The organism is Alcaligenes parafaecalis (assembly GCF_026344135.1).
GTDB lineage: Bacteria > Pseudomonadota > Gammaproteobacteria > Burkholderiales > Burkholderiaceae_B > Alcaligenes > Alcaligenes parafaecalis.
This window is the reverse complement of record NZ_JAPKNA010000001.1, coordinates 1,327,556-1,349,767: the sequence shown is the minus strand read 5'-3', so window position 1 is coordinate 1,349,767 and position 22,212 is coordinate 1,327,556. Positions and strand designations below refer to the sequence as shown.

Genomic DNA, 22,212 nt, shown 5'->3' with positions numbered 1-22,212 from the left:
TGTTTCATCACACAGGAGTTCACATGAAAAAATTCGCGTTTCTGACTGCCGCTGCCGCCCTGTGCGCTGCGTTTGTTACGCCCGCTACCGCTCAGTTTGCCAAGCCAGAACAGGCCGTGAACTACCGTCAAGCCAGCATGTCGCTGATTGGTTCGCACTTTGGCCGTATGGCTCCCGTCGCCAAAAAAGAAGCACCGTATGATGCGGCTGCTATCGCTAAAAACGTGGAAGTGTTGACGGTTTTGGCTGCTTTGCCTTGGGGCGCCTTTGGTGCCGGTACTGAAGGCGGCGAGACCAAAGCTGAAGCCTGGAGCGATGCCCAAGGTTTCAAACAAGCAACGGACGATTTCACCGTGGCTATCGACAAGCTGAAAGTCGCTTCCGATTCCGGCGACTTTGATGCCTTCCGCGTGGCATTTGGTAATGTGGGCAAGTCCTGTAAGACTTGTCACGACGCTTACCGCAAAGAAAAATAAGCAGCTCGTTTGCTTATAAAAAAAGCCCTCGAAAGAGGGCTTTTTCTTTTAGGCCTGTGCCTGTGTTTAAAGGGTGCAGTTTGCCTGCAGGCAAGATTAGCAAGAATCATGATGAAGACTCAATGTTGATAACCCGTTTCACCGTGGGTACGGATATCCAGACCTTCGCGCTCGTGGTCGGCATCGACACGTAAACCACCGCAGACTGCTTTGGCAATTCTGAAGGCAATCCAGGCGGCAATACCCGACCAGACCAAGGTAATCAAAACGCCTTCTGTCTGAATCCAGAGTTGCATCCAGATGCTGTTGCCCGCGGCTGTGCCAGGGCCACCCAAAACGGGAGCATTGAACAGACCTGTCAGCAAAGCGCCCACAATCCCGCCCAAACCATGAATGCCAAATACATCCAGCGTATCGTCGGCACGCAACCAGCGCTTCAGGACATTGACGCCCCACAAGCAAGCCAGGGAGGTCAGCAGACCAATTGCCAGGGCACCGGAGGGAGCCACAAAACCGGCGGCCGGGGTAATGCCCACCAAACCTGCAATCGCACCTGAACACGCACCTAACAAGGAAGGATGGCCTTTGCTGATCCACTCACCCAGGGTCCAGGCCACAACGCCAATGGCGGCTGCCAACATGGTGTTAAAGAAAGCAAGCGTCGCGTTTTCATTGGCAGACAGAGCCGAGCCAGCGTTGAAACCGAACCAGCCTACCCACAGCAGAGCAGCACCAATAAAGGTCAAAGGCAGGTTGTGAGGGGGCATGGCTTCACGACGGTAGTTGAGTCGTGGACCAATCATCCAGGCACCGACCAGGCCTGCAATACCGGCATTGATATGCACGACTGTTCCACCCGCAAAGTCCAGCGCGCCGCGGGAGTTGAGCAAGCCGCCGTGCTGTTCATCTGCAAACCAGACCATATGGCAAATAGGCAGATAAGCCAGGGTGAACCAGATCACGGTAAAGACCAGGATGGCAGACAGGCGGGCACGTTCAGCCAGACTGCCAACGACCAGTGCGCAAGTCAGACCAGCGAAAGTAGCTTGAAAGGACGCAAACAGCAGCTCAGGCAAAGTACCCGACATGGAAAATTGCTGGTCCGCCGCATTGAACATGCCATTGAACAGCACCTTGTCCAGACTGCCGATAAAGGGATTGCCAGCGGTAAAGGCCAGCGAATAGCCGTAAATGAACCACAGCACGACGCCCAGACAAAACACCAGCATGGTCTGGGACAGCATGGATAAAGCATTTTTTTGACGCACCATCCCCGAGTAAAACAGGGCCAGGCCCGGCGCGGCCATCATCAGTACCAGAAGCGTGGAGACCAGCATCCACGATAGATCAGCGTTGTTCATGATGGGTTCTCCGATTACAGGGCTTGCTCATCACATTCGCCGGTGCGAATGCGGACGACATGGTCCAGCGGCTGGACAAAGATCTTGCCGTCACCAATACGACCGGTGCGGGCACTGTTTTGAATGGCTTCCAGTACGCTTTGCAATTGCTCGTCGGGAATGGCCAGTTCAATGCGGATCTTGGGCAGAAAGTCGACTGCATATTCCGCACCGCGGTAAAGCTCGGTGTGGCCTTTCTGGCGACCAAATCCCTTGACCTCAGTGAGTGTCATCCCCTGTATGCCCAGATCGGAAAGGGCCTCGCGTATCTCGTCAACCTTGAAGGGTTTGACGATGGCGGTAATCAGTTTCATAGGTGTTCCTGAAGTAAACACAGGCAAAGCTGGCCTTGCGGATGCAATGGAACACCGAGGGGGGTAGGAGACGGTTGAGAGGGGGCCGACCGGGATGGATAATCCTGGTGGATGGCTTGAGTGCAACCGGGCAGCGCCGGTTTGAGCGACTCTCCGGCTGTCAGCAGGGTGTGCGACAGCGCGAACGCAAGTGGTAGGCAAGCGGACCTGTGTTGTAGGTTGAAGAGCAACACAATTCCGGCAAGGCGAGTAAGCTAGCTAGGCACGTGACCCCGGTCTTGCCTAGTCGGTGGGTAGCGAGATAACAGCAGCGCTCTGTGACGCCTGTTTCCGCTCATCTCACCACCGCAGGAACAACGACTATGGAAAAATAATATATGTTGCAGCGCAACACGTGCGAATTTTATGCAGTTTTTTTTTAATAGTCTTAACTTTGCAACATTTTCCTGCTGCAAAACGGCGGACCCAATGAGAGGGAAAGGCTGGAGCAGGGGAGGGTTGCGTGCCCCTCTTTCCCTGCTACTCAGCCTGTACTTCATGCGTGCAGAGGGCGTGAGGTTCGTCTTTCAGCCCTAAGATTTTCCCGGCGGTTCATTGCCCGGAATCTTCTTGGGATCAGGCTCGGGATTCGGTGTTTTGCCCGGTGGTGTCGTGTCGGGGGCTTTGGTCGGATCAATAGCAATCAGCATGACAGTCTCCTGATTTGAATGATCTTTCAGCCTATCGGATTTTTCTGGCTAGCAAAGTAAACAACTATGACGGACGGATTGCTTAGCAAAATCGGGGCAGGGGCTTGCCGGGCAATGCTATGATCAAAAGCCTTGAAAACAGCGGACTAGCGCTTTGGGAAGCGAGTTGGAAAAAACCACCCTGGACCTGGAGAATTTTCTCCCGTATCAAGTCACGATACTGGCCTCGCATATTGCGGTGACGTTTGCGCGCCAGCATGCGCAGCAATTTGGTTTGTCCATACCAGAGTGGCGCATCATTGCCACCCTGGGTCGCTATGGAACCCTGACCTCGGGCAGTCTGACCGAGCGTACCAGCATGGATAAAGCCAAAGTCAGCCGCGCTGTCTCCCGCCTGACTGCCGCCCAGCTGATTGCACGTCGCGATAATGAAAACGATATGCGCAGCAATCTGCTCTGCCTGACCGAACAAGGTCAAGAGGTACATGATCGCATCGTGCCTATCGCTCTGGATCTGGAGCAAGAGCTGACTGCCGTGCTGAGCGAAGAAGAGCTACGTTCTTTCAAGCAAATGATGACGCGCCTGGAAAATCGCATGGTGCAGCGTTTCGGCAGCGATTTCAGCGGCGACGCACATATTTGAAGTCTCAAGGGTAATCACGGAGTGGTGCTGGATTCTTATCACGCTAATATTGTTTCGTTTGAAACGAAACAATATTCAGGAGATGATAATGATGCAGGCCGTAGACAGCCCAATCGCAGCCAGTCGCTTGGAAACCAGGGTCATGTCGCCCGCTATCGGGGTAGAGGTAGCCGGAGTCGATTTGACTCAGCCTCTGGAGAAAACGCAGGTACAGGAACTGCGTTCTTTATTGTTGAAGCATCAATTGCTGGTATTTCGCGACCAGCCTTTGAACGCCGCACAGCACGTTGCGTTTGCGCGATGTTTTGGTGAACTGGAGTTGCACCCGGTGTTCCCGCATGACCCGGAGCATCCCGAACTGGTGTTGCTGGGTGGTAATAATACACAGCCTGGGCGGGAGAATATCTATCACAGCGATGTGAGCTGGCGGGCTGAACCTTCCATGGGTTCCATCCTACGTTGTATTGAATGCCCGCCTGCAGGTGGCGATACGATCTGGTGCAATATGGCGCTGGCCTACGAAAACCTGCCACCGCATATCAAGGATATTTTGCACGAGCTGGAAGCGGTGCATGATTTATTGCCCGGCTTTATCGACCGTATCCCTGAAGAGGAGAGGGCTGCCTTGCGGGATCGTTTCCCGGCTCAGACCCACCCCGTCGTGCGCACCCACCCCGAAACCGGCCAGCGAATTTTGTACGTCAGTAGCTGGACCACACATCTGGCCAATTACATCGAAACCGGTTTTTTCCGTGGCATGCCCGAGCTGCAAAGCGGCGCGCACTTTCTGTTGCAGTACCTGGTGGATCAAGCGCGTCATCCCGAGTATCAGGTGCGCTTGAAATGGCAGCCTCATACCATCGCGTTTTGGGATAACCGGGCGACTCAGCATTATGCTGTTCAGGATTACTTCCCTTTGCCCCGCCAAATGGCCCGAGCCACCATTGTGGGTGACCGTCCTTATTGATCGTATCGCTGCACTTTTGACAAGTTGGGGGGAGACATGGAAAACCAGAAAAAGTATTTCCCAGGACAGCGGTACGTCGTGGTGTTGTTATTGTTTTTGTTCATGGTGATCAACTTCGCGGATAAGGCGATCTTTGGTCTGGTAGCGGTTCCGTTGATGGAGGAGTTGGCCATCAGCCCGCAGCAGTTTGGCACGATTGCAGGCAGTTTTTTCTTCCTGTTTGCGATTTCGGGCATTGTGGTGGGTTTTATGTCCAACACGGTGTCCTCGCGCTTGCTGCTGGTGGGGCTGGTTGTCGTTTGGTCTATAGCACAGGTGCCCATCGCCATGGGGGTCAGCACGATCGCCGCTCTGATGGCTTGCCGTATTTTGCTGGGTGTAGGGGAGGGGCCTGCTTATCCTCTGGCATTGCATGCTTGCTATAAATGGTTCCCCGATCAGGAGCGAACCTGGCCCACCGCCATCGTCATGCAAGGCGGGCAGGTGGGGATGTTGCTGGCTGGTCCTTTGGTGGGTTACCTGGCAATCAGCCACGGCTGGCGCTCGGTGTTTTGGGTGACGGCAGCAGCAGGCGTGTTGTGGCTGGTGGTGTGGGCTTTGTTGGGTAAAGATGGTCCGATCAGTGCCACAGCGGCACCCACGACGGATACAGGCAAGAGTACGAGTTCCTCTCGTAGTTCCTACCGTCATGTGCTGCTGAACCGCAGCTTTATCGGCAATCTGCTGATGTACTGGGTGGCTTACTGGTGCGCGGCCCTGGTCTTTACCTGGTTGCCTGCCTATTTGCAGCGTGGCCTGGGCTTTTCGTCTGATACGGCGGGCTGGTTGTTCTCCCTGTGTATCTTTGTGGCGATCCCGATTGTCTCGGGTGGTTCCTACCTGTCCAATCGCTTCTTGCGTCAGGGCTATTCCTCGCGAGTAGCACGCAGTCAGGTCACGGTGGGTTTCTTGTTGGCGGGGGCACTGTGTCTGTTGGCTGCGGCCTATCTGAATCCAGGACCCACAGCCGGGATTGTGCTGATCGCTTTGGGCTTGAGTTTCCCGCAAGTGGGCTTTGTATTGTGCTCGGCCATTTCCGCTCAGATCAGCCCGGTTGAAAAGCGCGGTTCTACTCTGGCTATTACCAATTCCTTGTCCACAACGGCAGGTCTGGTCGCACCGATTGTGATGGGGCGTTTGATTCAGGCCGAGCCAGGCATTGCAGGCTTTCATCAAGGCTTTGCCTTGACGGCGCTGCTCTTGCTGGCGGGTGCGGCGTTGGGTTTTATTCTGGTCGATCCGGCCCGAACCTTGTCGCAAATTCAGGCCAAGGCGGGCAGTGCTTTGGGGGGTCCAGCTTCTGTGTAGGTGTGACGTAGGCTGACGCTGTGGCATGAAGAGGCGTCAGCCTGCCAGGTCTGTGCAAGAGCAGGGCTGCGCAGTCATGGATTGCCGCGTGTAGACACAAAAAAGCCCGCTGCAATAGCGGGCTAATTTACGGCGTTACGGCATGGTGTACCGTAAACAGCAGGATATTTGGTGAGTCGTGGTTGGCTCGAACTGTCGACCAATGGATTAAGAGGCCAACACCTGAAGGCGGTAATGCTGGAGGTAGAAGCTCGCCTGGTATAAGTGCGTCACGCCCTGGGTGTATGTCATCGCCCCATAGGGGGCGTTCGAGCCGGTTTGACTAATGCCTGCTATGCTAGATAAGGTGGCAGCATATCCGTGATGATTCCTGCTGCCAAGATTAAACCGAATGAACGCAAAATAAGCGTTAATTAACCAAACTAGAGAGATTTTCATGAGCACCAAAATTGTCACTGAAGCCGACCGTAAGCGTACTCCTCCTCCCGTTCCACCCAAGGGCGTGACCCTGAGCACGAAAACCCGTGGCCAGCGTGTTAGCCAGGAGCGTGGCGCGCATACCCGCAGCAAGAAGAATCCCGGCAAGCGCGCACATTCGGGTTAATTTCTGGCGACAGCTTGGAGCCTGGCAAGGCTTCAACAGTGCATGCTGGAAGAGTTAAGCATTTTCCAGACGCAAAAAAGCCCGCTGCAATAGCGGGCTAATTTACGGTGTTACGGCATGGTGTACCGTAAGCAGCAGGATATTTGGTGGGTCGTGACAGGCTCGAACTGTCGACCAATGGATTAAGAGTCCAGTGCTCTACCAACTGAGCTAACGACCCCTGTTTCCTGCGAAGAAAAAGATTATAGAGCGAAAATTATTCTGCACAAGCAGTGGTTACATAATTTTACGTTTATCGGGAAACGGGATCCGGACGAGCGAAGGTATCGCACATTTTCAACTGACCGCTTTTATAGCCTTCCATAAACCAGGCCATGCGTTGTTGCGAGCTGCCATGGGTAAAGGAGTCGGGCACCACATAGCCTTGGGATTGCTTTTGCAAGGTGTCATCTCCCACCGCTTGGGCGGCATCCAGAGCAGAGCGAATATCGCCGGGTTCCAGAATCTGGCGTTGTGCATCGGCGTGGTTCGCCCAGATACCGGCGTAGCAGTCGGCCTGTAGTTCAAGACGGACCGATGCCTGACGGGCCTGGGAAGCCGAGCCATTACGGCGGGCATCATCCACGCGGCGCATCATGCCCAATTGGTTCTGAACATGGTGGCCGACTTCATGAGCAATAACGTAAGCCGGGGCGAAGTTGCCTTTGACCCCCATCTTGCGTTCCATCTCTGTAAAAAAGCCCAGATCTATATAGAGTTTCTGATCAGCGGGGCAATAAAACGGACCCATCGCGGATTGGCCTGCGCCACAGGCGGTTGGCGTCGAGCCGCGATACAAGACCAGCACGGGATCGCGATAGCTGCCATTGGTTTGCTTGGCGAAAACATCACGCCAGACATCCTCGGTTTCACCCAGGATCTTGGCAATGGTTTGGCCCTGTGCATCGGAGCTGGGGACAGATTGCGATTGCGGGGCGCTGGTCGGGCCTTCAGCCAGATTCAGCACCACACTGGGGTCGACCCCAAAGTACATGGCCACCAGTGCCAGAACGATGGTCCCCAAGCCGATCTTGCCACCGCTCAGACGTGGCCCATTGGCACGGCGGTCCTCGACATTACGGCTGGAGCGAGATTTATCCAGACGCATCACGCTCTCCTTGAATTTGAAAACGTCAATGTACTCTGATTTCAGGTCCAGAGCAGGGGCATTTTCCATTCTTGTCACCCTCCAACAGTGAGGGGGCTTAAATTACCCTGCCATGACAAGTCATTGAATTGCTTGGCTTAATGTGACTTGTCCAGCGGCTATCCCCGAGCTTGCCCACTGAAAATGTGGATAAGTGGATAAGTGAGCCCGGCTGGCTGAGACGGGGTATGTTATTTTTCTCAGGGCGTACCCTATTGGAGAGCGAGTATGTTGGCAGGAACCTTGTTGGCCTTGCGCGACCATGCACGAGTACGAGCAATTGGAGCGGTTATTGCTCGATATGGGATTGGGGATGTGATGCATCGCCTGGGCTTGTCGGACCTGCTTCCTGGCAGCAAGACTCCCATGGCAACAGAAATGCCTGAACGCTCTGCGCCTGAACGGCTGCGCCGTGCCTTGGAAGAGCTGGGGCCTACCTTTATCAAGCTTGGTCAGATTCTGGCGACTCGCAATGATTTATTGCCGCTTGAATGGACGCAGGAGCTGGAGAAACTGCAAGGACAGGCCGCGCCTGTGCCCTGGGACATCATCCGGCCCGAGCTGGAACAAGCGTTGGGCCAAACGGTAGAGCAAGCCTTTGCCCGCTTTGATACCCATGTCCTGGCTTCAGCTTCGATGGCCCAGGTGTATCGCGCCTGTTTGCGTGATGGCACTGAAGTGGTGGTGAAAGTTCAGCGCCCCGGCCTGGAGCCTTTGATTCAGGCAGATCTGCGCTTGCTCAAACAAATTGCCCGTCTGGTTCAACAACAAGGTTTGCTGCCTGAATATCGTCCTTACGATATCGTGCGAGCCTTGGCCGAGGCGGTTGCCGATGAGTTGGACTTTACGCGTGAGGCGGCGAATACCATCGCTGTGCGCGAGAATATGCAGCCCTTTAAGGACATTGTGGTGCCGCGTGTCTATATGGAGTGGACCAGCGCAACCGTCATGGTGCAGGAGTTTGTGCCGGGTGTGTCCCCCATCAAGGAGCAGGAGCTACTGACGATAGAGGCAGATCGCCCCTTGCTGGCACGTCGTGGTGCTTTGGCCTTTTTGCATATGGTGCTGGAAGATGGGCTGTTTCATGCCGATCCGCATCCTGGCAATATGATGGCCTTGCCCGGCAATAAAGTCGCTTTTATTGATTTCGGTTTGGTCGGCCATTTAACGGAACGTCGCCGTCAGCAATTGCTGGTTTTATTGCGAGCCATTGTGGATGGTCAGGCTGATGGGGTCGCCACCACCCTGCTGGATTGGTCGGGAGCGGAGGACTTTGACTGGAGTCGTCTGGAGGAAAGTGCCCAGCGTTATGTGGCCAGACAAAGTAGCGGGCTCTTGTCCATCTCCGCCGCCTTGCTGGATTTCATGGCCTTGGCCCGTGAAAACCATTTGATTCTGCCGCCTGATTTGGCCTTGCTGTTCAAAGCCTTCATCACCGCGGATGGGGTATTGAAACGGTTGGACCCTCAGTTTGATGTGGTCGAGGTCGCGCAGCCTGTGATCATGGCCTTGATGCGTAAACAGTATTCCCCCCGTCGTGTTTATGCGGATTTGCAGCGCAGCCTGTTGGAGTCGCGGCAATTGGCGATGGATGCACCGCAACTGCTGCGTTTGCTGATGCACCGGGTGCGGCAGGGGAAAATTTCTGCGCGAATTCAGATAGAGGGGATGCCGCGTCTGGCCACAGCCCTGGAAAAAGCCGCCACTCGTTTAGCGATTGCGATTGTGACGGCGGCTTTTGTGCTGATTTTGGGGCCGGTGCTGGTAACACGCGGCCCGTCCTGGCTGGGCCTGACCATTTTTAGCTGGGCAGGCTTGTTGGCCGCTTTGGCGGGTCTGGTCCTGGTCTTGTGGGGATTTTGGCGACGGCGTTAAGGAAATCCGGTTTGGGCTCTCGCGTTTTGTGCAGAGAGTGCTCAAGCGGCTAGTCTCCGTCCAGTTTAAAAGACGACCAGTAAAAATGCGGCTCAGCCCAAACAATCCCCGCATTATCCCCAGGTTTATTCACAGCTTCTGGGGATAAGTCGGGCTTACATAAAGTCGTCCATCCCACCGCCAACCGGAGCCAGACCGGTCATCCAATAGATGCCACAGGCAATCAATGCCACGATGATCAGAGCGAGAAAACGGGTTTTCCAGGTATCTTTGCTGGCAGGCAGGGCCGGTTCACTGGGGACAGGCATGCTGCCTTTGACCATGACGCTGGTTAATTTCTGACCACCTAGCACGCGATACAGGAAAATAGCCAGGATATGCAAGCCGATAATGGCCAGCATCACCCATTCGTTTGCCTTGTGCAGACCGGTCAGGGTTTTGGACCAGTCGCTGCTGAGATAGGCCAGGGGGCCGGTGGTGAAGATGTCGTCATTGGCAAACAGGCCGGAAACAGCCTGAAAACCGAACACAATCAACATGATCCAGACCGACCAGGCACCGACAGGATTGTGGCCGGGGTAAACCGCCGGTTTGTCGCGCAAGTAGCGCAGGCTACGTACCGGATTGGGCAGGAAGTGGCTGAAGCGCGAGTAATAGCCGCCGATCAGGCCCCAGACCAGGCGAAACGCCAGCAGCCCTAAAGCCAGCAGGCCAAAGCGGACGTGCCAGTCCATCCACAGACCACCTGCCTTGATCGTCACAAAACAGCCTACGATGCTGATGACCAGCAGCCAGTGGAACAAACGGGTGGGTAAATCCCAGATGAGTAAAGGGCGAGTCGAGGAGGCTTGCATAGGGAAAATCCGGAGAGACGTAGACACCTGATTATAGTCAGTGTTCCGTTTGAGTCCGGGGGGCCGTATCAAGGTTCCCGCTATTGCACCGTGTAACGTCGTTTGCGCAAACTGATTTTGCGCCCGTCGTAACGGTATTCGTCGATCAGGGTGGGATTTTCCAGGCTGGGTGTTTCCATGATCAGAGTCTGACCATGATGGCGCACCCGAATCTGCGCGCTGCAGGAACCAAAGGCAGGCGAGACGGTATAGCCCTTGGAGGACACGGTGACCCAGTGGTAGTTGATAGAGCAACCACCCAGGCCATTGTCGACCGAAATCAAGGCTGTCTGATTATTGGGCTGCTTGAAGGCATAGGGGATGTTGATCAGGCCTTTGAGCTCAGGCGCGATGATTTTCGTATCCAGTTGCAGTTGTGCCTCATAGACATAATCGCTCTGGCTGACTTGTAAGGTGCCATAGGGGCTGTCCAGACTTAACTGTGAAGGAGGCTGGGGCCAGGTCTGACTTGCCGCACTATGGGCGACAAACGGTTGCAGGGCTAGCGAGAGCCCAATCACAACATAGCGAATAAAGACCTTAGGGGCGGGCATGATCAATCAAGTCTGGGGGATGGTCAGGGCTAGTGAAAAAACACAAAGCGCCATAGATCATCTGTATTTGTAAGTTTCATAACATTTTATGTATTTTCTTGTTGCGTAGAATACCGGATAGCAGAATTTTTCGCTATAAGGATAGGGACATAAGGTGAATGTTTCATCTATGTGTCATGGGGGAACCGGCTAATTTGGTCCTGAAAAGCATCTTGTCCCCGGCTTAAAGAAACAGGCTGAATTAGGCTATCATTGCTGAGTTGCCCCGGATGGGGCCAAGCCGCATTTCTTCGTTGCAGCAGAGACTCATTATGCAATCCATCCCGGATGCCGCACTGGCGTCAGAATCGGACTCTACGCCTGCTGGTCAGCAGGCTAAACCCGGCGCTTTATTGGACTATGTCAGCTCCAGCCGTTTGCCAACGCCTTGGGCTGTGTTTCAGATCCATGTATTTGTAGAGCGCAGCAATCAAAAAGAACACGTCTTGTTGACCTTGGGAGAGGTGGCCGACGGTGAACCCGTTCTGGCTCGTGTCCACTCCGAGTGTCTGACAGGCGACGCCCTGTTCAGCCTGCGGTGTGATTGTGGTCCTCAGTTGCAATTGGCGCTGGAGCGTATTGCCACCACCGGCCGCGGTGCCTTGATGTATCTGCGCCAGGAAGGGCGGGGCATTGGTTTGGTAAACAAGATTCGTGCCTATAACTTGCAAGATCAGGGTGCGGATACGGTGGAAGCCAACGAGAAGCTGGGCTTTCCGGCCGATATGCGCCGCTACGATATCTGCAAGGACATGCTGGATCATGTCGGTATTCAGAAACTACGCCTGATGACCAATAATCCACGCAAGGTAAAAACCTTGCAGGAAATCGGGATTGATGTGGTCGAGCGTGTGCCGCACCAGATTGAAGGTAATCCCTTTAACGAGAGCTACCTGAATACCAAGCGTCTGCGTTTGGGCCATTGGCTGGAAACAGACGAATAAAAAAAGTGTGCGGGCAGAATTTGATTCTGTTTTTCTTCCGCTCATTTTTTATCGGTATCAAAACAAAGGGCCATCAATTGGCCCTTTGTCTTTCCGAGCTCAAAAATAAAGCCAGACCGGAAATCCATACAGGGATTCGGGTCTGGCTTTATTTTTTATGGGGCCAGGCTTGGTCGTTGAAGCGACAGATGCCTGAGCCTTGCAGAACTAAACAAGAAAGGCCGGGTCGAACCAGACCCTCTCTGTCTTAGGCTGCGCTCTTTTCCAGCAAGGCGCTGACACCGGCTTTGGCGTTTTCTATAATCTGATCACGCAGCTCAGGGGTCTTGCCCAGGCCTTCAGCGTAGACAATACGCAGGTCGGTCACGCCCATGAAGCCGAACATCACGCGCAGGTAGCTTTCCTGATGTTCCATGGCCTGACCTTGCTCCGACTCGGAGTAGATGCCGCCACGGCTCAGAACCAGGTACACCGTTTTGTCGCCAGCCAGGCCTTCTGGGCCATTGCTGGTATAGCGGAACGTACGGCCAGCTTGAGCCAGACGGTCCATCCAGGCTTTCAGTTGGCTAGGAATGGTGAAGTTGTAGAAGGGGGCACCAATCACGACCACGTCCGAGGCCAGGAACTGGCTCAGGTATTGTTCGGTGATCGCGTTTTCGGCGCGCTGACGCTCGCTCAGGGTGGCGGGATCCAGACCCAGACGCATGCCCAGGGAGTCTGCCGAGAAGTGAGGTGGCGGATTCAGGGCCAGATCAACATGCTCCACTTGGACCTGATCATTTTGCTGGCGCAGTTGATCAACTACAAATTGCGAAAGTTCGCGGGAAACGGAGTTGGCGCCGGTGATACTGGAGTCTACGTGTAGCAGTTTCATGATGTTTGGTGTCCAAAGCGATGAAGGAATGGTGTCATTATGTTTGATGCCCATACCTTTGATAAGCCGGTTTTTCTGAGAAAGATTATTCTACTTTTGTCTGTAATCCTGGAAAACATCCCTGTATGTATGACTTAAATGACATGGTGCTGTTTACCGAAGTGGTGCAACGCGGTGGATTTAGTGCCGCCGCCCGTCACCTGGGTATGCCGCCATCGCGTGTGTCGCGACGCCTGAGCCGCCTTGAGGCTGAAGTCGGTGTCCGCCTGCTGCAACGCACCACCCGCAGCCTGTCCCTGACGCCTGCGGGCGAGGTGTTCTTACGCCATTGCCAGGCCATGCGCGACGAGGCCGAAGCCGCGTATGCGGCTGTCGCCCAAGTGCAGCAAGAACCGCGTGGTTTGCTCCGCATCAGTTGTCCGGTCACCTTGGCGCACACGGTGTTGTCGACAGTATTTGCGCAGTTTCTGATTCGTTATCCTCAGGTCGAGCTGGAGGTGGAAGTCAGTAATCGTGTCGTGGACCCGGTTGCCGACGGAATTGATGTGGCTTTGCGAGTACGCAGCACCTTAAGTGATAGCGCCAGCTATATCGTGAAACGCCTGGGCGAGACCGGCGCTATTGTGGTTGCGCAGCCGGAATTGCTGGCTCGTTTTGATCCGGTGCGCGGGCCTGCTGATCTGGCCAAACTGCCCACCGTCGCCATGTCAGCCCGACAGGGACAAGGCGAGTGGGAGTTGTATGGCCCTGATGGAGCCAGCCTGACCGTGACTCATCGGCCCCGTTATATGGCCTCGGATTTGCTGACCTTGCGTGAAGGGGTAGAGCAAGGCATAGGCGTGGGTATTTTGCCCGACTATATGTGTTGCGATGCCTTGCAGGCAGGGCGTCTGGTGCAGGTTTTGCCGCAATGGGCACCCTTGCCAGGAATTATTCACGCCGTGTTTGCATCGCGCCGAGGCATGGCCCCGGCGGTGCGTCATTTTCTGGATTATCTGGGTGAGCAACTACCCGTGCATCACCCCAGGGTTTAAGACGGTCAAGGTGCGGCAGATGCGCAGCCGCTCTGGGCGGGCAAAATGGCCCAGTTCAGATCAATCATGGGGCTGCGCTCGGAGGACCAGCGCTGTTCTGCTCGACCTTTGATCGGGGCCTGTTCGTACAGTTCAAGCAAGGCAGCGGGGGCGGGTCCTCGTGTTTTCAGGCTATAGACAATCAGGGCACCGCAGTCCAGATCGCGTGGCAGTGTTAACCAGGGTGAAGCAGCCGGGTCTGCATCAATAAAGACCAGAACATCCTGACCGGCATGGACGGCAATATTGCCACCCAACCAGGTGTCCGCGACCACGACTTTCAAGGGAATGCCAGGCATGTGTTCTTTCCAGATGGCCTGCATCTGGGCAGAGACTTCAGGGCCTGGAAATGTCGAACGTGAGTCCCGCCCTTTGTGCCAGGCCAGGGGGCCTCGGGCGAAGGCATAGCCTGATGCCAGCAAAATCTGCAGCACGATCACGATAATTGCCAGTCTGCGTAGCTGGATTTTGTCTTTGCCGTGCATGACCCACAGGGCAAAAAAACCATACAGCACAAAAAAGGTGGTGGCCCAGGATGCCACCAAACGCGTGCCCATAATGGCCGAAATCAGCACGGTGCTGATAATGGGAGTCAGGCCCACCCAGAGCAGGAATTGCTTGTCGGCACGGGAGATATCATCAGAATAGCGCTGCTTGTTTTGCAAGGCAGCATCCGTCGGAGCGAGTCTTTTGGAGTCGCGGCGATTCCAGACGGCTAGCGCAATCAGGGCCACCAGCATAGGGCTGAGACGACCGAGCTGGTCCAGGCTGAAGGCCAGCAGTTCCTTATAGGCTTCCAAGCGTGTATGCGTTTCCAGGGAGCCGTCCATATAGCGGAAGGGGGCGAAGTCGTGCGCGGCCAGCCAGTACAGATGAGGGGAGAGGACCAGTACATACGCGATCAGGGCCAGACCCAGCCCTGTCCAGGTTTGCCGCTGGCGCCACATGCCGCTGCGCAGAAAATACAAAAAGAAAGCAGTGAACAGAATCACGGCGCTGTATTTGGTGACGGTAGCGAAGGCCGCGACGGCTCCTAACCATAACCAGTCCGCGGGTTTTTGATCCCGGCTGGCACGATAGAAAAACCAGGTGGCTGCCGTGACGGACCACAGTTGTGCCGTGTTGTGATTAAAAATGGTGCCGCGCAAAGAGAAGTAAATGCTGACCGAACTGATCAGCAAGACCATCAGGGCGCGCTCGGGATTCAGAAACTCGCAGGCCAGTTTCCAGATAAACCATAAGCCCAGCACCGAGGCCGTCATCCCTGCCGCAAACGTCAGCCAGATAGGGCGACCAAACACACTGGTCAGTGCGGCCATGACCCAGGACGGGAAGGGGGGATGCTTTAAATAACCCAGTTCAAAGCTGGATGACCAGACCAGTTCCTCCATGCCGTCCAGATCCGGCGCTTTGTGGCTGATTGCCATCAAGACTGTCCACATGACAACCATCAGAAACAGGTACAGCAGCACCGTGCGCTGGTAGCTTTTTTGGGGTGTGAAGGCAGGGAGTTGGGCGCTCATGCAAATCGGTGGGGAAGGTAAATAAGCAAGTGTACCGTCTGGGCGTTGAAAAAGAGCCGATTGGACAGGTGCGCCAATCTGGGCTACGATGCGCTTCGTCATTAGGGAGTAGCCGCTTCGGATTACCGAAGACCAGCGTCAACATACTTGGCCTACACAGGGTCATGGCGCTGGTAGCAACTAGCCTGGCAAGACTTTTGACCATAGACCTTCGCGTTTGGCCGGGAGGGTTTGTGGTCATCTGTCTCTTATCCGGCCAGGAGTTGTTATGGAAGCGCTGTTTATCTCCACGGGTGTGGTTGCCTTGGCAGAAATTGGGGACAAAACCCAATTGTTGGCCTTTATTCTTGCAGCCCGCTACAAGCGCCCTTGGCCCATCATTCTCGCTATTTTCATAGCAACCTTAGTTAATCACGGTCTGGCCGGTGCCATTGGTGCCTGGGTTCCTGCATTGCTGGACCCCGAAGTGCTGCGCTGGGTGCTGGGTATTTCCTTTCTGGCCATGGCCATCTGGATTCTGATTCCCGACAAGATCGACGATGCCGAAACTACGCGCACTCGATTTGGTGTGTTCGGGACCACCCTGGTTACCTTCTTCCTGGCCGAGATGGGCGATAAAACCCAAATCGCCACGGTCGCTTTAGCCGCTAAATATCAGGAGTTCTGGTGGGTGGTACTGGGTACGACCCTGGGCATGATGCTGGCCAATGCGCCGGCCGTCCTGTTTGGCGAGCGTATTGCCCGCCGCTTGCCGACTCAGTTGGTGCACCGGATTGCCGCCTGTATCTTTGCCGTGCTGGGTGTGCTGGCTTTGTTGGGCGGCGCAGAAAGCCTGGGCTTCTAGCGAGGCTAGGTACTGGATGCCAATTGTCGTAGTCGGCCCGTTGCGGCAGGGCGACGACGAGCGGCATCCATCGTCAGGACCGGGGCCAGCGTCAAGGCCGCAGCAGGTCGCATTTGATGGTGGACTTTGCCGTGATCGCCATGATTCAGGACACTGATCGCCTCTTGCAACTCGGCCCCGTTCTGGTTCAATTCCTGAGCCGTTTCACTCAAGTCATGAACCAGGGCGGCATTATCGCTGGTGATCTGGTCCACTTGTTTCAGGGCCTGGGTGAGCTGGCCCAAACCAATACTTTGTTCGCCGGTGGCCGCAGAAATTTCACCCATCAGACCGGCGACTTCAGACACGGATGTCAGAATCTCCTGCATGGTCTGGCCAGCGTGGGCCGCATGGGTTGCACCTTCAGCACTGAGGGTTTGGGTTTCGGTGACCAGTTGCTTGATTTCATCGGCGGCCTGCGCGGCTTGTTGAGCCAGCGAACGGACTGCTGAGGCGACCACCGCAAAGCCTTTGCCTGCCTCTCCGGCACGGGCGGATTCAATAGATGCGTTAATCGACAAGATATTGGTCTGAAAGGCGATGTTATTGATCATCGACACGATATTGCCAATATGTTGTGAGCTTTCCAGAATCTGTTGCATGGACGAGCTGACCTTCTGAACCGCTTCGTTACCACGGCCTGCAATATCCGCACTGCGGCTAGCTAGTTCATGACTGGCTTTGGCGTTTTCGGCGGTCTGCAAAACGGCCTGTCCAAACGAGCTCATGCTGGCGGTGGTTTCTTGCATGGACGCGGCTTGTTCCTGTGTCCGGGCTTCCAGCAAGGCGCTATTGTCCGACAGCTTGCGGGACACGACTTGATTGTTCCCACAGCTCTGGTCAACATCGGTGCTGATACTCATCAGGCTTTTACGCATCAGATCCAGGTTCTGCCCCAGCGTTTCCAGTTTTTTGACCTCGGGCCCCCGAGTGTTGACGGTCAGATTACCCGCTGCAATTTGTTGGGCGATGTGCGTGGCCGTTTTAAACGATCCTAAAACGCGTCGCATCAATACAGCCTGATAGCCAAGAATCATGAGAGTGCCTACGCCCAGGGCGCTAGCCAGCATCACCATGCTTTGCTGTGGCATTTCCGTATTCAGGATCATGGCGATAATCCCGCCGGTAATCCCCAGATTTAACAAGCCTTTACGTAAAAACGCGGCCAGTAAACTGGGACCGGCCAAAAAGCGCAGGCCTGCAAAGGGGCGTCGCCAACTACGGGCTGTAATTTGGCCAGCCCGTATGGTTCGTGAGCGATTTTTGCCTTCGCGCAATTCCTGATAAAACTGTTCGGCGGCTTGAATATCCTGGGCTTTGGCGCGTACCCGTACCGACGCAAAGCCCGTTAATTCACCTTGTTCAATAATCGGGCTGGCATGGGCCAGAACCCAATAAAAACCGCCGTCTTTACGGCGATTCTTTACTACCCCTACCCATGAACGCCCCTGTTTCAGGGTGTGCCATAAATCGGCAAAGACCTCAGACGGCATATCGGGGTGCCGCACAATGTTATGTGGCGCGCCGATCAGCTCTTCCCGGCTAAAACCGCTGACCTCCACAAATGCAGGGTTCGCATAAATGATGCGGCCTGCCAAGTCTGTTTTGGAAATGAGATATTGCTCGTCCAGCAGTTCGGTTTCAATGCCGGTAATTGGTAGGTTCTTACGCATAGCCTTTCCCTTTGTTTTTTTGTATCAGCAAAAGACTCAAGATAAACGGATCAATTTCTTGTTGTGAATTTTCGTGAATAGTATCATTTGATTCGTTTTTTATGTCTAAAAATAAAAAAATGATAATCAAATGAAAATATTTGTCACAAATAGATCGAAATTGAAAAAATTGATCCGTGCTGATAAAGGGAAGCGGGTGGGCTCAGGAGGGCAGGTACTGGGCGTGAAAGGCTTCGCTGAGCAATTGCAGCAGCAGGGCAATAGGGATGGGTTTGGCCAGTGCGGTTGCTTTGCCGGGCAGGCCGCCACGCGCGTGGATATCGGCGGCGCTCAAGGCAGAAATCACGTAGATCAAGGTATGTTCTGTTTCGGGCGCATCGGCCAAGGCCTTGAGCATGGCAAAGCCATCCAGCTTGGGCAGGTTCAGATCCACGATCAGAACGTCGGGGTAGAAATTGCCAGCGGCGATCAGACCTTTCAGGCCATCTTGCTCGCAGCGCAATTCGACCGGGAAGGGCAGATGCTCCATCGCCATGCGGTAGATGGACAGCAGATCCAGATCGTCTTCAACGACCAATACACGCAGGCAGGGTTCACTGCTACAAACGGGCAGGCTGGGTGTGATCGGGGTATCGGGTGCGACCTGGGGGCTGGCGTGCCCCTGGCGCTCTTGCAAGATGGCTTGGACGGAGTCGCGGTCAATGCGTCGGTGCCCACCTTGGGTTTTCCAGGCTTTCAGTGTCCCGGCTTCTACCCAAAGTTGTACGGTGCGTACAGATACGCCCAGTAAATCAGCAGCCTGCCGAGTGGAGTAAACGGCGTCGTTCATGGAGTCAACAAAATGAAAGCAGGCCAGACCGGGGAAAAGAAGGCTGTGTGCCCCGATGTAGCAGTGCAGAGTGTAGAGACGGTATTAGTAAGTACAGAAATACTAATAATGGCAATGGATAGTGGCCTGTTCACGCCAAGTGATAGGCAGAGTATTCGACACACATGCTTCTAATATCTCCGATTTTCAGATGTTCATGCTTTGTCAGGGGATCACTTCAATCGGGCGGGCCTGTGAACCTGGGCCAGCCTTGTTGATTTTACGCGTATCCCTTGCGCTGTCGTGTTACCGGACGGGCCCAGTGTGGGTAGCTGAACACACTTATAAGTGTTGGTGATGTGGGCGGGTCCGGGCGGTGCTTGGCTTGTCGGGCCAAGAAAAAAGGGTGTTAGCACCCTAGCACTTGTTTTTATCGTTAGTCTTGATCCTAGTCAGCCTTTATGGAATAAATAGGAATCTATTTTGTACAAGCCCCCTTGTTTCCTCAAAGAAAATTTATGCGCCTTATGATACGGCTAAATATCCCGTTAAGCAGTATGGCGTCTATTTTTGGAGTAAAACTTTTAAAACGTACTGATACCTTTCCCATTTTCCCGCTTAATTGTTATGAAATTCATTTATTAGGCGCTTAACTTTTTTTCACCCAGGCTGATGCAAGGGCATTGGCATGTCAGTAATCCCATCAAGAAAAATGCTTGGTTTATCCGCTGGACTGGCTTTTTGTCGCATGGAGATTGAAACCGCACTGAGGCAGGCGCAGTGCTTGTTTTGGGACGAAAATAGGGGATTGGCTTGTTGCTCACACTATTTACCAGTTTTTTGATCGGGCAACGTTTGTTTGAACGAGCCAGCGTGCCCAAATGGCCGGGGCAGGCTTATGAAAAAGCGCATCGTTTTGAGCAAATGCTGGATGCTTTGCCTGATGCCATTGTCATGTTCGATTCCTGTGGGCGAATTGAAGGCTGTAATCGGGCCATGCGCCGCTTGCTGGATATACCGGAATTAGCCAATGGCAGCGATGATTTAATCGATTTTTTCCAGAATCTGGAAAAAGGAATAAAGGCGGATTTAGCGTATTTGCTGCCTGGAATTAGCCAGGTTATTCACCGCGCGAAAAATCCCTTTTACTGCATGCACCGGGATGGCGAAGGGGAGCAGGCTCGCGCCCTGGAATTTCATGCCTATGCCGCCTCCGAGTCAGACACCGCCACCTTGCTGATGATTCGCGATGTCAGCGCAAAAATGCAACAGGAACGCGAGCGCGCCGACTGTTTTGCCGTAGCGGCCCATGAAATACGCTCCCCACTGGCCGCCATCAGCGGCTATATCGAGTTGCTGCAACTGGAGGCGACCCCTTCAGCCTGGGCCAGCAAGATTTACACCCAATTACATGAAAAAGTCCGTGGCGTAGATGTCCTGCTGGACGATTTGACGCGCTTGAATCGCATGGAGTACGAGGGAGCGGGAACACAAGAATGGCGCGAGTCGGATTTGCGTGCCGTGCTGCGCCTGAGCCTGCGTGCCTTCAGCGAGCAGCGTCACCGCATTTGCCTGGATTTGCCCGAACATGGTTTGTGGGCCAAGGTGGATATTGTTCCTTTATTAGTGGCTCTGCGTAATACGCTGGAAAATGCCCTGAAGTATTCTGCGCCGGACACCCTGGTAACCTTGCGTTTGCAGCCCGGCCAAGCCGGTTGGGCCTGTATCGAAGTTCTGGATCAGGGGCCGGGTATTGAGCCCCTCTATAAAGAGAAGGTGTTTGACAAGTTCTTCCGCCTTCCCGGTCAGCAGGTGCAGGGCAGTGGTTTGGGCCTGTCTATTGTGCGATCGATTGTGCAGCACCACGGGGGGCGGGTCTACTTCAAGGAGCATCCGGGGCCGGGCGCGCATTTGGTCATGGAATTGGTTCTGCTGCCTTCCGCGTCGTATATACCTTAATCTTCTCTAAAATAGGGTTATTTTCATATATTTAAGTTTGATATAAGGTACAATTTGCGCTCTTTTCGTGAAGCGAGGTGATCGCCATTTCAGGTGCACCTCGCTTTGAAGTTTTTATGTTGCGGTCATCTCGTTGGTAGGGGACGCAAATCCGTTAAAGGAGCACACGATTATGCAAGGCTTGCACTTGACCGCAGACCTTTACCAATGTGCATGCAGCCCGGAGCTGCTGATCGATGCCCAGAAACTGGCTGATTTTTGCCGCCAGCAGACTATCGATGCAGGGCTGACCATTGTTGGTGAAGAATGGCAGGCATTTCCCGAATTTGAAGGGCAGCCCGGTGGTGTCACCGGTGTTCTGTTGCTGGCCGAGTCTCATTTGGCTATCCATACCTGGCCAGAACGCAATGGCGTGACGCTGGACGTGTATGTCTGCAACTTCATGCAGGACAACTCCGGCAAGGCAACCCGCCTGATCAACGGAATTGAGCAGGCTTTCAAACCCGGTCAGGCTCAACGTAATCGTTTGTGGCGTGGCGAGGCCGACGGCCCGGCCCATGCTGGCGAACTGCTGACGGAAAACCTGAACCAAGACGCCCTGTACGGCTTCCGCTTTACCGAGCGCTTGCTGGAGCGTCAAACCGCTTTTCAACGTCTGGAATTGCTGCGCTCCGAAACGCTGGGCAAGACCTTGCGTCTGGACGGTTGCATGATGACCTCCGAGGCCGAAGAGTTCTTCTACCACGAAGGCCTGATTCACCCGGCGGCCCTGGCTCACCCCAATCCACGCCGTGCCCTGATTGTGGGCGGTGGTGATGGCGGCGCGCTGGAAGAACTGCTGAAATACCCGAGCCTGGAGCACGTGTCTCTGGTTGAACTGGATGGTGAAGTGATTGAAGTGGCCCGCGAGCACTTGCAGTCCATTCATAAGGGCGCGTTTGATAACCCGCGCGTGCACATTCAGATTGAAGATGGGGCAAAATTCCTGGCCAATACACAGGAACAGTTTGATCTGATTTATCTGGATCTGACGGACCCTGAAACGCCTGCCGGTCCTTTGTACACCACGGCTTTCTTCGAGTCCTGCAAACGTGCTTTGGCAAGTGGTGGAGCCCTGGTGCTGCACCTGGGTTCGCCGTTCCATGAAAGCCAGCAAGTTCAGAACCTGAGCGAATCCTTGGCTGAAGTCTTTGCGCAAGTGCATGGTTACGGCCTGCATATTCCGCTGTACGGCTCTTACTGGGGTCTGGCGATTGCCTCCGACGATCTGAACCCGCGTGCATGTTCGGCAGAGCAAATCCAGGAACGTCTGGATCAGCGCATGAGCGGCCAGAATCAGGAGTCCTTGCAGTTCTATAATGCGGACTTGCATGGCGCCTTGTTTGCCTTGCCTACCTTCTACCGCCGCCTGATGCCTGTGAATGAGGCAAGTCTGGCCGAGATTTGCTAAGCAGCTCGTCGGCATAGAGGGCGGGGCTGGATGTCCGT

General features: G+C 54.5%; 20 protein-coding genes, 1 tRNA gene and 1 riboswitch. Of the genes, 11 read left to right on the top strand and 10 right to left on the bottom strand.

Going from position 1 to position 22,212, the window contains the following annotated elements; translation table 11 throughout:
• The first annotated feature begins 23 nt into the window (after window positions 1-23).
• Window positions 24-476, top strand: a complete 453-nt coding sequence (locus tag OSH09_RS06275; protein WP_207875274.1) for a c-type cytochrome — start codon at window positions 24-26, stop codon at window positions 474-476.
• A gap of 119 nt (window positions 477-595) precedes the next feature.
• Here the strand turns inward: OSH09_RS06275 and OSH09_RS06270 are convergent, their stop codons facing one another.
• Both OSH09_RS06270 and glnK read right to left on the bottom strand, forming a co-directional pair.
• Entirely contained in the window at window positions 596-1,837 is a 1,242-nt protein-coding gene (locus OSH09_RS06270) for an ammonium transporter (protein ID WP_207875273.1), read from the bottom strand.
• Window positions 1,838-1,851: 14 nt separating this feature from the next.
• Window positions 1,852-2,190: a P-II family nitrogen regulator gene (glnK, locus tag OSH09_RS06265; RefSeq protein ID WP_207875272.1), complete on the bottom strand. Its 339-nt coding sequence runs from the start codon at window positions 2,188-2,190 to the stop codon at window positions 1,852-1,854.
• An 855-nt stretch (window positions 2,191-3,045) separates the two neighbouring features.
• Between glnK and OSH09_RS06260 the strand changes: the two genes are divergently transcribed.
• From OSH09_RS06260 to OSH09_RS06245, 4 genes are all read left to right on the top strand, one after another.
• Window positions 3,046-3,522 carry a MarR family winged helix-turn-helix transcriptional regulator gene (locus OSH09_RS06260; protein WP_266120464.1) on the top strand — a complete coding sequence of 159 codons (477 nt, stop codon included), beginning with the start codon at window positions 3,046-3,048 and terminating at the stop codon, window positions 3,520-3,522.
• A gap of 142 nt (window positions 3,523-3,664) precedes the next feature.
• Complete coding sequence (locus OSH09_RS06255) at window positions 3,665-4,489, top strand: TauD/TfdA dioxygenase family protein (protein WP_266120463.1); 825 nt, start codon at window positions 3,665-3,667, stop codon at window positions 4,487-4,489.
• Between the two features lie 36 nt (window positions 4,490-4,525).
• A complete protein-coding gene (locus OSH09_RS06250; RefSeq protein WP_266120462.1) occupies window positions 4,526-5,836 on the top strand; it encodes an MFS transporter in 1,311 nt (436 codons plus the stop codon).
• A gap of 436 nt (window positions 5,837-6,272) precedes the next feature.
• The gene (locus tag OSH09_RS06245) at window positions 6,273-6,440 is read left to right on the top strand and encodes a hypothetical protein (protein ID WP_207875268.1); all 168 of its coding nucleotides are present in this window, start codon (window positions 6,273-6,275) and stop codon (window positions 6,438-6,440) included.
• Between the two features lie 144 nt (window positions 6,441-6,584).
• On the opposite strand, the gene OSH09_RS06240 is transcribed toward OSH09_RS06245, so the two are convergent.
• Both OSH09_RS06240 and ypfJ read right to left on the bottom strand, forming a co-directional pair.
• Window positions 6,585-6,660: transfer RNA gene (locus tag OSH09_RS06240), tRNA-Lys, on the bottom strand.
• 72 nt (window positions 6,661-6,732) lie between these two features.
• Complete coding sequence (gene ypfJ, locus OSH09_RS06235; RefSeq protein ID WP_207875767.1) at window positions 6,733-7,587, bottom strand: KPN_02809 family neutral zinc metallopeptidase; 855 nt, start codon at window positions 7,585-7,587, stop codon at window positions 6,733-6,735.
• 267 nt (window positions 7,588-7,854) lie between these two features.
• On the opposite strand from ypfJ, the gene OSH09_RS06230 reads away from it, so the two are divergent.
• Complete coding sequence (locus OSH09_RS06230) at window positions 7,855-9,501, top strand: ABC1 kinase family protein (protein WP_266120461.1); 1,647 nt, start codon at window positions 7,855-7,857, stop codon at window positions 9,499-9,501.
• A 155-nt stretch (window positions 9,502-9,656) separates the two neighbouring features.
• Here OSH09_RS06230 and OSH09_RS06225 read toward each other — a convergent pair whose 3' ends face one another.
• Together OSH09_RS06225 and OSH09_RS06220 are read right to left on the bottom strand one after the other, a co-directional pair.
• Window positions 9,657-10,355 (bottom strand): cytochrome b/b6 domain-containing protein, encoded by a 699-nt coding sequence (locus OSH09_RS06225; protein ID WP_207875266.1) that lies wholly within the window; start codon window positions 10,353-10,355, stop codon window positions 9,657-9,659.
• Between the two features lie 80 nt (window positions 10,356-10,435).
• Complete coding sequence (locus tag OSH09_RS06220) at window positions 10,436-10,948, bottom strand: hypothetical protein (RefSeq protein WP_266120460.1); 513 nt, start codon at window positions 10,946-10,948, stop codon at window positions 10,436-10,438.
• A 311-nt stretch (window positions 10,949-11,259) separates the two neighbouring features.
• Between OSH09_RS06220 and ribA the strand changes: the two genes are divergently transcribed.
• Window positions 11,260-11,931, top strand: a complete 672-nt coding sequence (ribA, locus tag OSH09_RS06215) for a GTP cyclohydrolase II (protein ID WP_266120459.1) — start codon at window positions 11,260-11,262, stop codon at window positions 11,929-11,931.
• Window positions 11,932-12,178: 247 nt separating this feature from the next.
• Here ribA and OSH09_RS06210 read toward each other — a convergent pair whose 3' ends face one another.
• Window positions 12,179-12,805 carry an FMN-dependent NADH-azoreductase gene (locus OSH09_RS06210; protein ID WP_207875263.1) on the bottom strand — a complete coding sequence of 209 codons (627 nt, stop codon included), beginning with the start codon at window positions 12,803-12,805 and terminating at the stop codon, window positions 12,179-12,181.
• A gap of 125 nt (window positions 12,806-12,930) precedes the next feature.
• Between OSH09_RS06210 and OSH09_RS06205 the strand changes: the two genes are divergently transcribed.
• Window positions 12,931-13,839: a LysR family transcriptional regulator gene (locus OSH09_RS06205; RefSeq protein WP_207875262.1), complete on the top strand. Its 909-nt coding sequence runs from the start codon at window positions 12,931-12,933 to the stop codon at window positions 13,837-13,839.
• Between the two features lie 5 nt (window positions 13,840-13,844).
• Here the strand turns inward: OSH09_RS06205 and OSH09_RS06200 are convergent, their stop codons facing one another.
• Entirely contained in the window at window positions 13,845-15,401 is a 1,557-nt protein-coding gene (locus OSH09_RS06200; protein ID WP_266120458.1) for a glycosyltransferase family 39 protein, read from the bottom strand.
• Window positions 15,402-15,492: 91 nt separating this feature from the next.
• A riboswitch (yybP-ykoY riboswitch) is annotated at window positions 15,493-15,669 on the top strand.
• On the opposite strand from OSH09_RS06200, the gene OSH09_RS06195 reads away from it, so the two are divergent.
• Window positions 15,670-16,245 carry a TMEM165/GDT1 family protein gene (locus tag OSH09_RS06195; protein ID WP_207875260.1) on the top strand — a complete coding sequence of 192 codons (576 nt, stop codon included), beginning with the start codon at window positions 15,670-15,672 and terminating at the stop codon, window positions 16,243-16,245.
• A 5-nt stretch (window positions 16,246-16,250) separates the two neighbouring features.
• Here the strand turns inward: OSH09_RS06195 and OSH09_RS06190 are convergent, their stop codons facing one another.
• Both OSH09_RS06190 and OSH09_RS06185 read right to left on the bottom strand, forming a co-directional pair.
• Entirely contained in the window at window positions 16,251-17,957 is a 1,707-nt protein-coding gene (locus OSH09_RS06190) for a methyl-accepting chemotaxis protein (protein WP_266120457.1), read from the bottom strand.
• Window positions 17,958-18,159: 202 nt separating this feature from the next.
• On the bottom strand, window positions 18,160-18,786 hold the full coding sequence (locus OSH09_RS06185) for a helix-turn-helix domain-containing protein (RefSeq protein ID WP_207875258.1): 627 nt from the start codon (window positions 18,784-18,786) through the stop codon (window positions 18,160-18,162).
• A gap of 792 nt (window positions 18,787-19,578) precedes the next feature.
• On the opposite strand from OSH09_RS06185, the gene OSH09_RS06180 reads away from it, so the two are divergent.
• Together OSH09_RS06180 and speE are read left to right on the top strand one after the other, a co-directional pair.
• The gene (locus OSH09_RS06180; RefSeq protein ID WP_266120456.1) at window positions 19,579-20,724 is read left to right on the top strand and encodes a sensor histidine kinase; all 1,146 of its coding nucleotides are present in this window, start codon (window positions 19,579-19,581) and stop codon (window positions 20,722-20,724) included.
• Between the two features lie 172 nt (window positions 20,725-20,896).
• Window positions 20,897-22,174, top strand: a complete 1,278-nt coding sequence (gene speE, locus OSH09_RS06175; protein WP_266120455.1) for a polyamine aminopropyltransferase — start codon at window positions 20,897-20,899, stop codon at window positions 22,172-22,174.
• Window positions 22,175-22,212: the final 38 nt, after the last annotated feature.

Excerpts from the sequence above, each read along its gene's own strand:
- OSH09_RS06275 (WP_207875274.1), top strand. The coding sequence starts at position 24 with ATGAAAAAATTCGCGTTTCTGACTGCCGCTGCCGCCCTGTGCGCTGCG.
- OSH09_RS06245 (WP_207875268.1), top strand. The coding sequence starts at position 6,273 with ATGAGCACCAAAATTGTCACTGAAGCCGACCGTAAGCGTACTCCTCCT.
- glnK (WP_207875272.1), bottom strand. The coding sequence starts at position 2,190 with ATGAAACTGATTACCGCCATCGTCAAACCCTTCAAGGTTGACGAGATA.
- OSH09_RS06230 (WP_266120461.1), top strand. The coding sequence starts at position 7,855 with ATGTTGGCAGGAACCTTGTTGGCCTTGCGCGACCATGCACGAGTACGA.
- ribA (WP_266120459.1), top strand. The coding sequence starts at position 11,260 with ATGCAATCCATCCCGGATGCCGCACTGGCGTCAGAATCGGACTCTACG.
- OSH09_RS06220 (WP_266120460.1), bottom strand. The coding sequence starts at position 10,948 with ATGCCCGCCCCTAAGGTCTTTATTCGCTATGTTGTGATTGGGCTCTCG.
- OSH09_RS06205 (WP_207875262.1), top strand. The coding sequence starts at position 12,931 with ATGTATGACTTAAATGACATGGTGCTGTTTACCGAAGTGGTGCAACGC.
- OSH09_RS06200 (WP_266120458.1), bottom strand. The coding sequence starts at position 15,401 with ATGAGCGCCCAACTCCCTGCCTTCACACCCCAAAAAAGCTACCAGCGC.
- speE (WP_266120455.1), top strand. The coding sequence starts at position 20,897 with ATGCAAGGCTTGCACTTGACCGCAGACCTTTACCAATGTGCATGCAGC.
- OSH09_RS06270 (WP_207875273.1), bottom strand. The coding sequence starts at position 1,837 with ATGAACAACGCTGATCTATCGTGGATGCTGGTCTCCACGCTTCTGGTA.
- OSH09_RS06195 (WP_207875260.1), top strand. The coding sequence starts at position 15,670 with ATGGAAGCGCTGTTTATCTCCACGGGTGTGGTTGCCTTGGCAGAAATT.
- OSH09_RS06190 (WP_266120457.1), bottom strand. The coding sequence starts at position 17,957 with ATGCGTAAGAACCTACCAATTACCGGCATTGAAACCGAACTGCTGGAC.
- ypfJ (WP_207875767.1), bottom strand. The coding sequence starts at position 7,587 with ATGCGTCTGGATAAATCTCGCTCCAGCCGTAATGTCGAGGACCGCCGT.
- OSH09_RS06255 (WP_266120463.1), top strand. The coding sequence starts at position 3,665 with ATGTCGCCCGCTATCGGGGTAGAGGTAGCCGGAGTCGATTTGACTCAG.
- OSH09_RS06210 (WP_207875263.1), bottom strand. The coding sequence starts at position 12,805 with ATGAAACTGCTACACGTAGACTCCAGTATCACCGGCGCCAACTCCGTT.
- OSH09_RS06185 (WP_207875258.1), bottom strand. The coding sequence starts at position 18,786 with ATGAACGACGCCGTTTACTCCACTCGGCAGGCTGCTGATTTACTGGGC.
- OSH09_RS06250 (WP_266120462.1), top strand. The coding sequence starts at position 4,526 with ATGGAAAACCAGAAAAAGTATTTCCCAGGACAGCGGTACGTCGTGGTG.
- OSH09_RS06225 (WP_207875266.1), bottom strand. The coding sequence starts at position 10,355 with ATGCAAGCCTCCTCGACTCGCCCTTTACTCATCTGGGATTTACCCACC.